Consider the following 14,786-nt stretch of genomic DNA (forward strand, 5'->3'; position numbering starts at 1 on the left):
GGGCCGGCGGCCTCACTCAATCGCTGCCGTAACGTCCCGGCGTCACCCCATATTCACGCTTGAACATCGCGATGAACGCGCTGACGTTGTCGTAGCCGGATTCCAGCGCGGTGGCGGTCACGCTGTGCCCAGCGGCCAGCATTTCCTGGGCGCGCATCAGCCGCGCCTGCTGACGCCACGCGCCCAGGGTCAAGCCGGTCTCTTCCAGGAAGCGCCGTGCCAGCGTGCGCGGCGCCATGCCGATGTCAGCGGCCCAGGCAGCCAGCGGACGCGTGTCCTCCGGCGTATCCGACCAGGCCAGCGCCAGCCGCTGCAAGCGCGGGTCGCGCGGCAGCGTCAGCCCGTTTCCCGCGTCGGGCAGGGTGCGGATCTCATCGCGCACGAGCTCGACGATGCGGGCGCGGGCGCCGTCTTGGTCTTCGGCCGGGTCGTTCCAACTGGCGGCGCGTTCCACCGCGGCCAGCAGCAACGCCGACGCCCGCAACGCGCACGGCTGTTCCGGCAGGCCGGCGCAGGCGGCCGGGCTCAGGTAGGCGCTGTAACCCGCATAGGGGCCATGCGAGCGCAACCCGTGCGGGCAGTGGGGCGGAATCCAGATCGCGTGCGCCGGGGGCGCCAGCCATTGCCGGTTGCCGGCGTACACCGTCAGCAGGCCGCGATAGGCGCCGAACAATTGGCCGCGCGCGTGCTGATGCATGGCCGTATGCCGCAGCGTTGCATCGTGCCGGCGCACCGCCAGCAGGCGGGGGCCGCGGGGCGAGGCGGCCAGGTCGGGGGCGATCAAGGGGGGCGAGGCAGGGCGGGTCATGGCAGAAATACGGGATCGATTGACCAAATTACCGCAGATTTGCCGACGCCGCGCGCTTATCGTGAACCCTGTGCCTATCAACAGGAGAAAACCATGAAAGCACAGGATGTGTTGCCCGACGATCAGAACGAGGGCAGTTTCCAGGGCGTGACCGTGCGCAAGGGCACGGTCGGCGCCTTCCTGGCCAATGCGCGGGTCTGGAACGACCCCGCCGCCACGCAGCAGGCGCGCGATGACGCGGAGCGGGATATGCGCGAGGCCATGCCGGCGTTGCGCGCGCTGGGCCTGTTCGACGTGTTGCAGGTGCGCGATCCGGCGCTGCGTCGGTGGCTGGACGCCGCCTGACTGTCCTGGCGACGCTGGCCGCCTCGCGCCGGCCGGTGTTCTAATCAGGCATTCACGGGCGTCAGCCCTTGATGCGCCGCCGGCGGCAGATCGCCATGGCCCGGCCGCGCATCGTTTGCCGGATTCTTCATGCAATACGTTCTTGTCAGCGCCTGCCTCCTGGGCAAGCCCGTGCGATACGACGGGCGCGCAGTGCCCAACGACCACGCCGTGTTGGCCGGTTGGCTGGCGGCCGGCCAAGTGGTGTCCGTCTGTCCGGAAGTGGCCGGCGGCATGCCGATCCCGCGCCCTCCCGCCGAAATCGAGCCTGGCGCCACTGCCGTCGCCGTGTTGGCCGGGCGCGCCCGCGTGGTGGCGGTGTCGGGCGACGACGCGACCCGGCCGTTCGTGAACGGCGCCCACGAAGCCCTGGCCGCGGCCCGCAAGCATGGCATCCGCGTCGCGGTGCTGAAAGAAGGCAGCCCGTCCTGTGGTAGCGGCTATGTCTACGACGGCCGCTTCGCGGGCGTCAAGCAGCCCGGCGTGGGCGTCACGGCGCAGTTGCTGGCCGATGCCGGCGTGCGCGTCTTCAGCGAGCACCAATGGGCCGAGGCCCAGGCCTGCCTGGCGCAGTTGCAGGCGCAAGCCGACCGTGCGCCGACGTCGTCGCCGGTCAGGCACGACCCGGCATCGCCACGGGACCCGGCCTGTTCTTCCCCGGAGGCCGGCAATGGGATTTAACGTCGGCGATTGGCTGATACTGGTGGCTGTGGCGGCCGGCGTGGTGTCGGCCTGGCGCCTGTTGGCCGGCACGGCGCGCGGGCGTCTGCTGGCGCGCGTCGGGGCGGGCGTGTCGGCGGTGTTTTCGGCTTTTTTCTTCTGGCTCTGGTACGCCATGTACCTGAAGTGGGACTTCAACGAGCTGGGACGCTACTACGATCCGGACGAAGGCGTGGTGTATACGGATTCAGGTTTCGTCTGGGTGCTGCCGGCAGCGCTGGCCTTGGTGGCGGCCATCTTTTTCGCCTGGCGCGGTTGGGGCGGCCGGCGCGGTTGATCGCTGGGGGCGGCGTGGCGGAGCGCGGGTATCGAACTGAGGCAGAGGCCGAGCCGACGTTGCCGTCGGCCCGGATCAAGGCGTCAGTTGGCCCGGTAACCCTGGCTGTTCATGCAGGAATCCAGCGCGCGGTTGTAGGTATCCACCATGACTTGCGTGGTCCATTGCGAGATCGTGGCCGGGTCGTAGCCGCTTTGATTCATGGCCCAGCGGCGGCATTCGTTGGACGCGTTGGCCTGGGCCTTGTTGACCGGGGCGGGGGCCGAGTATTGCACTGGCGCATATTGCGGCTCGGGCGCGGCATAGACCGGGGGCGCCGCATACACCGGCGGGGCGTCGTAGACCGGCGCGGCATAGACGGGCGGGCTGTAGTAGGCCACGCCCGGTGCGTAAGTTGCCGTCTGCACATAGCTGGGGCCGGAATTGGCAGCCAGGATCAACCCGGTGGCCGCCAGCGCCAACGCGCCGCCCACCCACCAGCCGCTGCTGCCGCCGCCGTGGGAATGGTGATAACCGCCGCCGTGGTAACCGCCGTGGTAACCGCCGTGGTAACCGCCGTGGTAACCGCCGTGATAGCCACCGTGGCCGCCCCGGTAGCCGCCGGCGAGGGCGGGAGAACTTGCTACGGCCAATGCCAGCGCAACGCCGACCATCCGACCTGTGAACCGCTTCATGATCTTGCTCCTGATCCGCCAGGCTCCGCGTGTTGCAGCAACTGGCGATACCCGTACTGTAACGCCGCCGGCGCGCAATAGTTGTGTCAAGAACTACGGAGATTTCAAGTGATTTCAGGGCTTTACGGCTGGCGCGGCGCTGTCCGTTGCGCGAACCGGCGGGCTTGATGGCGCAGGCCGGTTGCCCGCCGGTGCGACATCCTTGGCGCCGGGCTGGCCGGGCGTGGGCGGTTCGCGCATGAACGGCGATCCGCCCGGGTTGTTGCAAGAACGCGACTCTCCGGCCTTGAGATGAATGGCAGCATTGTCGTCAAACTTATCAGCGTTGCGATCCTGCGTTTCGTAGGTTTCGTAGCCCGGTTTTTCGACGCACCAGTTCCAGAAGAAGACTTCCGATCCGTGGATGGCCAGCACTTCGACGCGCCATTCGTGGCGCGCCTCGAAACGGGCGCGGCCATCGGCCGACGTGCGTGCTTCCTCGCGGAAGCGGTCAAAACCGTAGGGGTAGGCGCCCGCGATCAACACGACCCGCGCATCGCTGATGGGCTGCGAGGCTTCGTCCAGCACGGTGATGGTCGCTGCCGGTTGCAGGGTCTTGTGGGTGGGGTAGGGAATGCAGCCGGACAGCATCAGGGCCAACGCTGCGCCGCAACATATAGGGATAGAACGCAACAATCGCAACATTGCTCGCTTCTATGTATGTAGGAATGTATGGCAAAAATTTTGGAAGGATAGTAATTTCACGCGATGACGACGGCACTACCCCCCTCAATACCCGAAGACAAGCGTTTGACCAAAGGTGAACGCACCCGGTTGCAACTCCTGGAAGTGGCGGCGGCGGAGTTCGCCGAACGCGGATTCCAGCATACCCGGATCAGCGACATCGTCGCCCGGGCGGGCGTGACCCAACCGGTGTTCTATCAGTACTTTGCCAGCAAGCAGGCGGCCTACGACGAACTCGTAGGCATGTTCGCGCAGCGATTGCGCACTGAGGTCTGCCAGGCGCGGCTTGACGACGACCTGCAAGGCCTGCCGCAAGACGTGCGCATACGGCGCGGCGTCTGCAATTGGCTGGCCATCCTGCAGGAAGATCCCAACCTGACGCGCATCGGTTTTTTCCAGGTCGAGGCGGCCGAAACCTTGAAGGACGAACTGGTGGTGATGATCGCCGAGAACGTGCGCATCGAGCAGCGCGCCGGTCTGTTCCGCCAGGACATCGCACCCGAATGGCTGGCCCATGCCTTCATGGGCGTCATCGAACGCTTCACGCGGCAACTGCCCGATGAGCAGCAGCGTGAAGCGCTGGCCGACTTCATCACCAATATGTTCCTGGAAGGCGTGCGTCAGCGCTGACGCCGTCATGCAAACAGCATCGCCGTGGCGCAGGGCGCCACGGCGATGCGTCGTCTATTCGACGCGGGCGCCCGACGCGGCGACCAGCTTGCCCGCCGCGTCCCAATCCGCCTTGAGCAGGTCCTGGAATTGCGCGGGCGATTTGGCGTCGGCTTCGACGCCCAGCGACGCCAGGCGCGTCTGCACCTTCGGGTCGGCCAACACCTTGTTGACGGCAGCATTGATCTTGTCGCGTTCGGCGGGCGCAATGCCGGCCGGCGCCAACAGGCCCAGCCACGAATCGAAGGCATAGCCCGGCAGGCCGCTTTCGGCCACGGTCGGCAGGTCCGGCGCAAAGCGCGAGCGCTGCTTGCCCGTATAGGCCAGGAACACCACGCGCGGGTCGTTGCGGTAGCCGGTCACACCGATGGTCGCGGCCGTCACGGCAGCGACCCGGCCGGCCAGCAATTCGGTCACGGCATCGCCGGTCGACTTCATGGGAATGTGCTGCATCTGCGCGCCCGCGGCGGTCAGGAACGACGCCATGCCCAGGTGCGAGGCGCTGCCGTTGCCGGCCGACGCATAGTCGTAGGCGCCGGGCTTGGCCTTGACCGCCTGGATGAACTCGGCCGTATTGGCGGCCTTCAGCGCAGCGGACGCCAGGATGATGTAGCCGGTGTTGCCCAGGTAGGCCACGCCGGTGAAGTCCTTGTAGGGGTCGTAGTTCAGATTCTTGTACAGATAGCCGGCAATATGGTGGCTGGCCGCGGCCAGCACCAGCGTGTTGCCGTCGGGCGTGGCGCGCGCCACCTGGGCGGTGCCCACGGTGCCGCCGGCGCCCGCGCGGTTCTCCACCACGATCGACGCGCTCAACGCCTGGCCCAGCTCGTCGCTGATGGCGCGGGCGATGGTGTCCTGCACGGCGCCGGTGCCGTACGGCACCACGATGCGGATCACGCGCTGCTCGGCGTGGGCGGTGCCCAGGCCGGCGCCGGCCAGGGCAGCCGTCAGGGCCAGCAGGACGGCGCGGCGGGCGGGGGATCGGGTTCGGTCGGAAGGTTCGCAATGAGCGGCGCCGGACGGAATGAGGCCGGAACGAATGAGGCGGGACGGGATGCGACGGGTAGGCATGGGACAGGGATGCTCGTGAAGTGTTACGCGGCGTCGGACTCTACCGGCTCGGTCCGCGCGCACCAACGATTAATTCCCCGCTTGCTTATTCCCATGCGTTATTGGGGTGCGTGCGTCGTCACCCAGGTTTCATGCAGGTGCTGCCAGCGGGGGTGGCCATCTTCATCAGCGATGAAGCTGGCCGTGGCTCGGCGCACGGTCGCGCCGCCGTGCCAGGTGTGGGATTCGCGGTAGGTCAACACCGCGGAACCTGCGCTGGCATGCAGCACCGCGAACTCGTCGATGCGGATGCAAAGCCCGGGCCGGCTGCTTGCCAGGTGGGCAAACAGACCAGGCAGCGCGCCGTCGGGCAGTCGTTGCCCGTCGGTCGTGACCATGCTGAAGTCGTCGGAAAAATACGCCAGCAGGCGCGGCAGGGTGTCGGATGGCAGGCCGGTCTGGCCGATCCATTGTTCGATCAGGGCGTGGGCATCGTGCGCCGCTCGGCGGCAACGGTCGGAAAAATCAGGCATGAAGAAGGGGCTCCGGCAGGGCGCCTGCGGCAAGGCGGGTGGATTTCGGAGCGCCATTCTAGAAATTGCATTGTTCGAAAAGAAGGTCTTAATGGTAGATATACTGTTCGTGAAAATTTGACAATATATCGGGGCACGCATGATCAACCTGAACCGGCTGGCAATGTTCGTGGCCGTGGTCGACGCCGGCTCGTTCACGGCGGCGGCATTGGCCTTGGGCACCACCAAGGCGGTGGTCAGCTTCAATATCAAGCAGCTGGAACACGAACTGGGGGTGGCCCTGCTGGTGCGCAGCACGCGCCGGCTGGCCATGACCGAGGCGGGGGAAGGTTTCTATTCGGACTGCGCCAACCTGCTGCGTCAGGCCGATGCTGCGGTAGACACCGCGCGCGCCGGGCAGGGCGACTTGTCAGGCAGCCTGCGCGTGACGGCCAGTGTCGACTACGGCAACCGCGTCGTGGCGCCCGCGTTGGCGGCATTCGCGCGGCAGCATCCCGGGTTGCGCATCCACTACCAGGCGGCGTCGGCGCACGCAGACCTGATTTCAGAGCGGCTGGACCTGGCCATCCGCGTGGGGGCGCAGGAAGACTCGCGCCACCGTGCCGCGCGCATTGGTGAATTCCAGCTGTTGCTGGTAGCCGCGCCGGACCTGCTGGCGCGTCATGGCATGCCGCGCACGGCCCAGGCGCTGGCGGCGCTGCCGTGGCTGGCCAACCGGGCGGGGCGTAGCGACCATTGGCGGCTTGCCGACAGCAAAGGGCGCGAACACGAACTGCGGGTTGAACCCGTGGCGCAAGCGGATACCGCGTCGGCGCTGCTGGCATTTGCCCTGGCGGGCTGCGGCGTCGCGGCGCTGCCGGACTGGCTGCTGCAGGAACCGCTGGCGCGCGGTGAATTGCGGCGGGTCTTGCCGTCGTACACCCTGCCGCCGCAGCCGGTGTACGCGGTGTACCCGGACACGCGCCACGTCAGCGCCAAGGTACGGCAGTGCATTGATTTCCTGCGCGAACGCAGCGGGGGGTGACGCGATCGGCGCAACCCGAGCAATCGACGCAACCCGCCTCCCGCGATGCGGGGCGGATTACGCTACCGCGACACCGCCATGGTTCGCAGCGCGCAGCGCATCCGCCGGATAAAGATGGCAAGCCACCACCGCCCCGTCACGCGGCGTCAGCGTCGGCCGGTCCTGGTGGCATTGCGGCATGGCGTGGCGGCAGCGCGGGTGGAACGGACAGCCGGGCGGCGGATGCAGCGGGTCGGGAAACGACAGCCCCAGCCCGGTATCCGGAATGCCCAGGCCCGGCTCGGGCGTCAGCACCGAGGCCAGCAGCGCCTGGGTGTAGGGATGGCGCGGGTCGTGGAACAGGCGCTCGGTCGGGGCGGATTCGACCACGCGGCCCAGGTACATCACCGCGACATGCGTGGCGATGTGCTCCACCACCGCCAGGTTGTGGCTGATGAACACATAGGTCAGGTTGAATTCCCGCCGCAGGTCCATCAGCAGGTTCATGATCTGCGCTTGCACGGACACATCCAGCGCGGACGTCGGCTCGTCGCAGATGACCAGTTCGGGGTGCATGACCAGGGCGCGGGCAATCGCCACGCGCTGGCGCTGCCCGCCCGACAACTGCCCGGGCGTGTTGTGGGCCAGCCGCGGCGGCAGGCCCACGCGTTCGAGCATCTCGATGGCACGGCGCATGCCGGGGTTGGGAATGCCGTGCACTTCCAGCGGCAGCGACACGATGGACGCAATCGAGCGGCGCGGGTTCAAGGACGAATACGGGTCCTGGAAGATCGGCTGCACCCGCCGGGCCAGGGCGCGGCGGCTCAGTTGGCGGATGTCCTGGCCGCCCAGGTGGATGGCGCCCTGGGTGGGCGGAATCAGCCCCAGCAACACACGCGCCAGGGTGGACTTGCCGCAGCCCGATTCCCCCACGATGCCCAGCACCGAGCCGCGCGGCACGTCCAGGTCCACGCCGTTCACGGCCTGCAAGGTGGTGCGCGGGCGGAACATGCCGGTGCGGATCGAAAACTGCCGGCTGACGGCCCGGGCCTGCAAGAGTGGCTCCGCGTCTGCCGGGGCGGTCGCGGCCGCGTCGAGCTCGCCGGCGGGCGAGGCGGCGTGATCTTCCGTGGCGGATCGATTCAAGGGCGTGTTCATGCCAAGCCCCCATCCGTGCGGATGCAGCGCCATTGCGGCCCGGGCGCATGCCCATGCACCGGCACCGTGTCGCGGCATTGCGGCTGGGCGTGGGGGCAGCGGTCGATGAAGGCGCAGCCGCGCAATTCGCCCACCAGCGACGGCACCACGCCGGGAATGGTGCCCAGCGGTTGGCCCGGCGCGGTGCGCCCGGGCACGGGAATACAGCCCAACAGGCCCTGCGTGTAGGGATGGCGCGGCGCGGCGAACAGGCCGGCCACCGGGCCTTCTTCGACGATCTGGCCGGCGTACATCACGGCCACTTGCCGGGCGATGCGAGCGACCACGCCCAGGTCATGGGTGATGAGCACCATGGCGATGCCCAGTTCGGCCTGCAGGTCGGCCAGCAACCGCAGGATCTGCGCCTGGATGGTGACGTCCAGCGCGGTGCTGGGTTCGTCGGCGATCAGCAGCTCGGGGCCGCACATCAGCGCCATGGCGATCATGACGCGCTGGCGCAGCCCGCCAGACAGCTGGTGCGGGTATTGGCCCAGGCGCTGCGCGGCCGATGCGATACCGACTTTTTCGAGCAGCTCGACCGCGCGGTCGCGCGCCTGCCGGCCGCTGGCCCGGCGATGGTGAATGTAGTGCTCGGTCAGTTGGTCGCCGATGGGGTAGGCGGGGTTCAGCGCGGTCATGGGTTCCTGGAACACCATGGCCATCTTGTTGCCGCGCAGCGCATTGACGCGGCGCGGCCGGGCGCCGGACAGGTCTTCGCCCAGCACCGCCAGCCGGCGGGTGCTGCGGCGGGCCGCCTTGGGCAACAGGCCCATGATGGCGAGCGAGGTCATGGATTTGCCGCAGCCCGATTCGCCCACCAGGCACAGCGTTTCGCCGCGCGCCACCTGGAACGACACGTCGCGCACCGCGTGCAGCGTGCCACGCGGGGTGGCGATGTCCACGGTAAGGCCTTGTACGTCCAGCACGATGTCCGTGGCGCTCATGTCAGGCTCTCTCTTCGGGGGTCAGCAGTTGGTGCAGGCCGTCGCCCGCCAGATTGATCGCGAAGATCAGCAGCGCCAGGGCCGACCCGGGAATGGCGATTAGCCAGAACGAAAAGAACATATAGGCCTTGGCCTCGGAAATCATCAGCCCCCACGACGGCAGCGGCGGCTGCACGCCCAGGCCCAGGAATGACAGCGAGGCTTCCAGCAGGATGGCGCTGGCGGCTTCGAGCGTGGCGATGACGATCAGGTGCGGCACCACGTTGGGCAGCACCTCGCCCCAGACGATGCGCCAGGTGGACGCGCCGGCCGCCTGCGCCGCCGACACGTATTCCAGCGCCCGCACCTGTTGCGTGGCGCTGCGCATGACCACGGCGTAGCGGTCCCACTTGAGCAGGCCCAGCACCAAAATCACCACCCAGAGCGAGCCGCCGACGATGGCCACGGTGGCCAGCGCCACCAGGATCACCGGCATCGACAGGCGGGTGGTCACCAGGAACGACACGGCCATGTCGACCTTGCCGCCAAAGTACCCGGCCGCCATGCCCATGGCGGTGCCGATCAGGCCGGAAATCAGCGCCACCGACAGGCCGATCAATAGCGAGATGCGGGCCCCGTAGAACAGGCGCGACAGGTAATCGCGGCCCAGCTGGTCGGTGCCCAGCGGATGCAGCCAGGTGCCCTTGGCGTACCAGACCGGCGGGGCGGTGCGGTAGGCCAGGTCCTGGTAGTAGGGGTCATGCGGCGAGATCCAGGGCGCGAACAGCGCGATCAGCGTGATGACCAGCAGAATGCCGCCGCCGGCCAGCAGCGCCTTGTTGCGGCGCAGGCGGCGCCAGCGCAGGGCCGAGGCGGTCAGTTCGGGCGATTGGGGGGCAAGGGTAGCGGTGGTCATGTCAGGACACCCGGATGCGCGGATCAAGCCACGCGTTGGCGATATCGGCGGCCAGCGTCAGCAGCACGTACAGCACCGACAGCAGCAGCACGATCAGCTGCATGACGGGGTAGTCCTTGTAGGTGATGCTCTGGTAGGCCAGGTAGCCCAGGCCGTCCAGCGCGTAAATGGTTTCAATGACCACGGACCCGCCCAGCAGGTAGCCCAGCTGCACCGCGGCCAGCGCCACCACCGGCACGATGGCGTTGCGCAGCGCGTGCTTGAAGATGATCTTGCGGGCCGGCAGGCCCTTGGCCCGCGCGGTGCGGATGTAGTCGGCCCCCAGCACTTCGACCATGCCGGCCCGGATCAGCCGCATGAAGGCCGGCGCCACGTAGTAGCCCAGCGCAATGGCCGGCATGACGAAATGCTGCCAGCTGCCGCTGCCCGACACGGGCAGCAGCCGCAGCGAGATCGAGAACAGCATGATGAGGATCAGCGCGAAGAAGAAGTTGGGCAGCGCCTGCCCCAGCACCGCCACGGCCAGGCACAGGCGGTCGATCCAGCTGCCCTTGTACAGCGCGGCCAGCACGCCCAGCGGAATGGAGATGGCCAGGGCAAAGGCCAGCGCGCCCAGGCCCAGCAGCAGCGTGGTCTTGAGCTTGGACAGGATCAGCGGCCCGGCATCGGTCTTGAAATACACCGACGTGCCGAAGTCGCCTTGCAGGATGTGCCACAGCCAGTCGGCATACTGCACCACCAGCGGCCGGTCCAGCCCGTAGGTCTTGCGGATCATGTCGATGTCGGCCTGGCGCGCGCCTTCGCCCGCCAGCGCCAGCGCTGGATCGCCCGACAGGTGCAGCAGCAGGAAGGCCAGCACCGACACCGTCAGTGCCACCAGCACCGCCAGCCCCAGCCGCCTGATCGTGAAATAAAGCATGCGTGAATCTCCGACCGCGTCAGCCGTTTATTTCCAGCTCATGTCCCAGAACCGGATCAATTCGTCCGAATAGGGCTTGAAGTTCAGGTCCTTGGTGGCCACGTAATAGGCCGGCAGCGTCCAGAGCGGCACGGCGTAGGCCTTTTGCGCGATCAGGTCCAGCGCCTGCTTGTACAGGCCGTTGCGCGTGGCGCTCTCGATGGTGTGGTCGCCCTTGTCGAGCAGGTCGCGCACCTGCGCATCGCGGGTGACGTCGTCGTTGCCGAAGGCGAAGTACACCGGCGTGGACGCCGACACGTCGTTGACCAGGTTGGACGCCCAGGTCTGGTGGGTCAGCGCGGCCTTGTTGGCGCGGATCATGTCGCGCATGGCGGCGTATTGCAGGAAGTTGAGCTTGGCGCGGATGCCCACGGCCTGCAGGTAGTTGATGATGGCTTCGGTCTGGTTGCGTTCGCGGTAGGCGACGATGTCGATGTCAAAGCCATTGGGGTAGCCGGCCTCGGCCAGCAGCTTCTTGGACAGGGCCGGGTCGTACTTGTACGTGGGGGTGACGTCCTGTGTGCAGCCCGCTTGCGACGGCGTGCAGATGGCGTTGATCAGCCCGCCGCCTTCGCCCACGATGTTCTTGAGCATGGCCTGCCGGTCGATCGCGTGGATGATGGCGCGGCGCACCCGTTCGTCTTTCAGTTGCGGGGCCGGCGTGCCTTCCTGGATGTTCATCTGCATGAAGACGATGCGCATGGTGTCGCCGGTGACCATCTGCAGCGGCGGCAGGCCGCCCAGCTGTTCGGCCTGGTCTTTCGGCACGCTCATGATCAGGTCTTCGCCGCCCGAGATGACTTCGGCCATCTGCGTCTGGCGGTCGGGGATGAAGCGGATGACCACCTTGCCGATCTTGGGCTGCGCCTTGGGCGAGTCCTTGAAATAGTCGGTGTTGCGTTCCAGCGTGATGGACTTGCCGGGCTGGTAGTCCACCACCTTGTAGGGCCCGGAACCCACGGGTTTCGCGTTCATGCCCTTGGGGCCGACTTCCTGGTAGTACTTGGCCGGGTGGATGGCGGCGGTGGTGGACAGGTATTCCTTGGCGCCGGGGAAGGGTTCCTTGGTGGTCAGGCGCACCTTGTACTTGTCCAGCTTTTCGACCTTGTCGATCCAGGCCACGTTCTGCTGCGTGACGGCCTTGTTCTTCGGGTCGGCCACATAGTTCAGCGTGTACACGACCGAATCGGCGTCGAATTCTTCGCCGTTGTGGAATTTGACGCCTTCGCGCAGCTCGAATTCCATGGTCTTGTCATCGACCTGGGTGAAGCTCTTGGCCAGCTGCCCCTTGTATTCGTTGGTGACCGGGTCGCGGTACAGCAGCGTGTCCCAGACGTTGGCGGCGATGATGACGCCGATGCGCACGTTGTTGTAGTACGGGTCGACGCTTTCGGGCGCCTGGTCGTAGGCCATGCGCAGGGTGTCGTCTTTCTTGCCGGCGTGGGCGGGCAGGGCGGTGAGCGCGGCGGCGCCCAGCAGCAGGCTGGCCAGGGTGCGCAAGGGCAGGCGCGGCAACGGCTTGCGCAACAGAGAGAAACCCAGCGCAGCGCGCAACGGAAAGCGGAACGGAACGGAATTGACGCGGCGGTCGGCCATGGCGAGGCTCCTGTGGACCGGAACGGTGGAACGGAATACTGCCGGGTGCTGCATGAACCGAAGCGGCGTCTGGGCCGTCGGTTCACATGAATCAGTCACTGCGGTACTGCGTATCTAACGTCTCTGGGCCGGGATGCGCCACCCCGATTCTTATAGGTTTTGTCGTCGCGCCTGGGAAAGGCTTATGAAGAATCAGACGGACTTACTTGCAGGGCCGACACGCTTTTCAGCGCCGCCTCGCATTTGCGTTGCAGATGCTCGCGCATGATGCCGGCCAGGCGGTCGGCGTCGCGCGCTTGCAGGGCGTCGGCCATGTCGATGTGCTCGCGCATGGCCTTGTCCCATTTGCGCTGGTCTTCGTTGGACACGAAGCGCAGGTTCTGGATGCGTGCGTTCTGCGCGTCGTACAGCTGCTTGAGCAGGTGGTTGTGCGCGGCCAGGCTGATGCGTTCGTGGATGTCGCGGTTGGTGCGGAAATAAGTGGGCAGGTCGCGGCGGGCGTGGCTGGCCATCATCTCGAAGGTCAGTGCGCGGATCTCGGCGATTTCGGCGTCGGTGGCGCGTTCGCAGGCCAGCCGGCACGACATGGCTTCCAGGCCGCCGATGACCTCGAAGGCCTCGCGGATGTCGGCCACGCCCAGCGCCACCACCTGCGCGCCGCGGTTCGGTTCGATGCGCACCAGGCCTTCGGCGGCCAGCACCCGGAAGGCCTCGCGCAGCGGCGTGCGCGATACGCCCAGCCGGTCGCACAGGGCGCGTTCGTTCAGGCGGGCGCCCGGGGCGAATTCGCCCTGGATGATGCGTTCGCGCAGTTGCCCTGCCACGGTGGCGGGCAAGGTGCGGCCAGTCCCCGGCGCGGGACGCGGCAGGTCGGTGGACGACCCGTCAGGGACGGCGCCGGCAGCCGGGGCTGCGGGCAGGGCGTCCGGCATCAGGCTGGGATCGCTGCGCATTGGTATACAAAAATTCCCCGTGTTTTTTCCGACTATAAACCCTGGCCCAATCCTTTAATCATGGGTGAATACCCTAGCTTATAGGCTTAAAAACAATGGGATAGAGTGGCGCATGACGTGGCCGGGTTTGCCCCGATTGCGCCGTTGAACCGCTGCGCCTCTTTCGTTGGTATACAAAAAAATCCCCTCCAAGGCTACGCATGCATCCCCTTGAAACCTCTCGTTCCGGCCGGCATTTCCTGCAGATTCCCGGGCCTACCAACGTGCCCGACCGGGTGCTGCGCGCCATCGACCAGCCCACCATCGACCACCGCGGGCCGATGTTCGGCCAGTTGGGGCTGGCGGTGCTGGCGGCACTGAAGCCCGTGTTCCAGACCGAGGCGCCGGTGATCATCTTCCCGTCGTCCGGCACGGGCGCCTGGGAGGCCGCGCTGGTCAACACGCTGTCGCCCGGCGATCGCGTCTTGATGGTCGAAACCGGCCACTTCGCCAGCCTGTGGCGCAAGCTGGCCGGCCGCCTGGGGCTGGAAGTCGATTGCCTGGCGGGCGATTGGCGCCGCCCGGTGGATGCCGCGGCCATCGGCGCGCGGCTGGCCTTGGATGCGCAGCACGCCATCAAGGCTGTCTGCGTGGTGCACAACGAAACCTCCACCGGCGTCACCAGCGACATCGCCGCGGTGCGCGCCGCCATCGACCGCGCCGGCCATCCCGCCTTGTTGATGGTGGACACGATTTCGTCCCTGGGCTCGGTGGACTACCGCCACGACGAATGGGGCGTGGACGTCACCGTGGCCGGCTCGCAAAAGGGCCTGATGCTGCCGCCCGGCCTGGCCTTCAATGCCGTCGGGCCGCGCGCGCTGGCCGCCGCCGACTCGGCGCGGCTGCCGCGTTCGTACTGGGACTGGCGCGAGATGCTGGCCGCCAATGCGCGCGGCTATTTCCCGTACACGCCGTCCACCAATCTGCTGTACGGCCTGCATGAGGCGCTGGCCATGCTGCAGGCCGAGGGCCTGCCGCAGGTATTCGCGCGCCACCAGCGCCATGCCCGGGCCACGCGGCTGGCCGTGCAGGCCTGGGGGCTGGAACTGCTGTCGCTGGACCCGGCCGCCCACAGCCCCGCGTTGACGGCGGTGCTGATGCCGGCGGGCCACGGCGCGGATGCCTTTCGCAAAGTCGTGCTGGACCGCTTCGACATGTCGCTGGGGCAGGGCCTGGGGCAGCTGTCCGACCGCATCTTCCGCATCGGGCACCTGGGCCACTTCAACGACCTGACGCTATGCGGCACGCTGGCCGGCGTTGAAATGGGCCTGGCCGCGGCGGGCGTGCCGCACCGGCCCGGCGGCTTGCAGGCCGCCATGGAATTTCTGGCCAAGGCGCCCTGACGGCGCCGGCCCCCTTTGAA

17 protein-coding genes are annotated in these 14,786 nt (G+C 67.4%); 6 read left to right on the plus strand and 11 right to left on the minus strand.

All coding sequences use genetic code 11. The features are described from left to right. Positions 1–16 precede the first annotated feature (16 nt). Positions 17–808, minus strand: a complete 792-nt coding sequence (locus tag AC3WMR_RS09725) for an AraC family transcriptional regulator (protein WP_492262912.1) — start codon at positions 806–808, stop codon at positions 17–19. A gap of 93 nt (positions 809–901) precedes the next feature. Between AC3WMR_RS09725 and AC3WMR_RS09730 the strand changes: the two genes are divergently transcribed. The 3 genes from AC3WMR_RS09730 (at position 902) to AC3WMR_RS09740 (ending at position 2,189) form a co-directional block, all read left to right on the plus strand. Continuing rightward, entirely contained in the window at positions 902–1,153 is a 252-nt protein-coding gene (locus AC3WMR_RS09730; RefSeq protein WP_492262913.1) for a hypothetical protein, read from the plus strand. Positions 1,154–1,282: 129 nt separating this feature from the next. Next, positions 1,283–1,873 (plus strand): 2-thiouracil desulfurase family protein, encoded by a 591-nt coding sequence (locus tag AC3WMR_RS09735; RefSeq protein ID WP_492262914.1) that lies wholly within the window; start codon positions 1,283–1,285, stop codon positions 1,871–1,873. Further along, positions 1,863–2,189: a hypothetical protein gene (locus AC3WMR_RS09740; protein WP_025138337.1), complete on the plus strand. Its 327-nt coding sequence runs from the start codon at positions 1,863–1,865 to the stop codon at positions 2,187–2,189. The genes AC3WMR_RS09735 and AC3WMR_RS09740 overlap by 11 nt, the downstream gene beginning before the upstream one ends. Before the next feature lie 83 nt (positions 2,190–2,272). Here the strand turns inward: AC3WMR_RS09740 and AC3WMR_RS09745 are convergent, their stop codons facing one another. Continuing rightward, positions 2,273–2,863 carry a hypothetical protein gene (locus AC3WMR_RS09745; protein ID WP_492262915.1) on the minus strand — a complete coding sequence of 197 codons (591 nt, stop codon included), beginning with the start codon at positions 2,861–2,863 and terminating at the stop codon, positions 2,273–2,275. Positions 2,864–2,977: 114 nt separating this feature from the next. Further along, positions 2,978–3,547 (minus strand): carboxypeptidase-like regulatory domain-containing protein, encoded by a 570-nt coding sequence (locus tag AC3WMR_RS09750; protein WP_492262916.1) that lies wholly within the window; start codon positions 3,545–3,547, stop codon positions 2,978–2,980. A gap of 105 nt (positions 3,548–3,652) precedes the next feature. Here AC3WMR_RS09750 and AC3WMR_RS09755 point away from each other — a divergent pair, with 105 nt between their 5' ends. Beyond that, positions 3,653–4,216: a TetR/AcrR family transcriptional regulator gene (locus tag AC3WMR_RS09755; RefSeq protein WP_492262917.1), complete on the plus strand. Its 564-nt coding sequence runs from the start codon at positions 3,653–3,655 to the stop codon at positions 4,214–4,216. 54 nt (positions 4,217–4,270) lie between these two features. On the opposite strand, the gene AC3WMR_RS09760 is transcribed toward AC3WMR_RS09755, so the two are convergent. Continuing rightward, on the minus strand, positions 4,271–5,326 hold the full coding sequence (locus AC3WMR_RS09760) for a tripartite tricarboxylate transporter substrate-binding protein (RefSeq protein WP_492262918.1): 1,056 nt from the start codon (positions 5,324–5,326) through the stop codon (positions 4,271–4,273). Between the two features lie 98 nt (positions 5,327–5,424). Further along, on the minus strand, positions 5,425–5,838 hold the full coding sequence (locus tag AC3WMR_RS09765) for a hypothetical protein (RefSeq protein WP_492262919.1): 414 nt from the start codon (positions 5,836–5,838) through the stop codon (positions 5,425–5,427). Positions 5,839–5,977: 139 nt separating this feature from the next. Between AC3WMR_RS09765 and AC3WMR_RS09770 the strand changes: the two genes are divergently transcribed. After that, the gene (locus AC3WMR_RS09770; RefSeq protein ID WP_492262920.1) at positions 5,978–6,862 is read left to right on the plus strand and encodes a LysR family transcriptional regulator; all 885 of its coding nucleotides are present in this window, start codon (positions 5,978–5,980) and stop codon (positions 6,860–6,862) included. A gap of 57 nt (positions 6,863–6,919) precedes the next feature. Here the strand turns inward: AC3WMR_RS09770 and AC3WMR_RS09775 are convergent, their stop codons facing one another. The 6 genes from AC3WMR_RS09775 to AC3WMR_RS09800 all read right to left on the minus strand — a co-directional run bounded on the left by AC3WMR_RS09775 (position 6,920) and on the right by AC3WMR_RS09800 (position 13,384). Beyond that, a complete protein-coding gene (locus tag AC3WMR_RS09775) occupies positions 6,920–7,852 on the minus strand; it encodes an ABC transporter ATP-binding protein (RefSeq protein WP_492263304.1) in 933 nt (310 codons plus the stop codon). A gap of 143 nt (positions 7,853–7,995) precedes the next feature. Continuing rightward, positions 7,996–8,982 (minus strand): ABC transporter ATP-binding protein, encoded by a 987-nt coding sequence (locus AC3WMR_RS09780; RefSeq protein ID WP_492262921.1) that lies wholly within the window; start codon positions 8,980–8,982, stop codon positions 7,996–7,998. A 1-nt stretch (position 8,983) separates the two neighbouring features. Beyond that, positions 8,984–9,877, minus strand: coding sequence for an ABC transporter permease (locus AC3WMR_RS09785; protein ID WP_492262922.1), 894 nt, complete (start codon positions 9,875–9,877; stop codon positions 8,984–8,986). A gap of 1 nt (position 9,878) precedes the next feature. Beyond that, complete coding sequence (locus AC3WMR_RS09790; RefSeq protein ID WP_025138347.1) at positions 9,879–10,796, minus strand: ABC transporter permease; 918 nt, start codon at positions 10,794–10,796, stop codon at positions 9,879–9,881. 27 nt (positions 10,797–10,823) lie between these two features. After that, a complete protein-coding gene (locus tag AC3WMR_RS09795) occupies positions 10,824–12,431 on the minus strand; it encodes an ABC transporter substrate-binding protein (RefSeq protein ID WP_492262923.1) in 1,608 nt (535 codons plus the stop codon). Between the two features lie 182 nt (positions 12,432–12,613). Continuing rightward, a complete protein-coding gene (locus tag AC3WMR_RS09800; protein ID WP_492262924.1) occupies positions 12,614–13,384 on the minus strand; it encodes a GntR family transcriptional regulator in 771 nt (256 codons plus the stop codon). Positions 13,385–13,584: 200 nt separating this feature from the next. Between AC3WMR_RS09800 and AC3WMR_RS09805 the strand changes: the two genes are divergently transcribed. Continuing rightward, positions 13,585–14,766, plus strand: a complete 1,182-nt coding sequence (locus AC3WMR_RS09805; protein ID WP_492262925.1) for a pyridoxal-phosphate-dependent aminotransferase family protein — start codon at positions 13,585–13,587, stop codon at positions 14,764–14,766. Positions 14,767–14,786: the final 20 nt, after the last annotated feature.

This window comes from Achromobacter sp. FW305-C-28 (assembly GCF_058783235.1).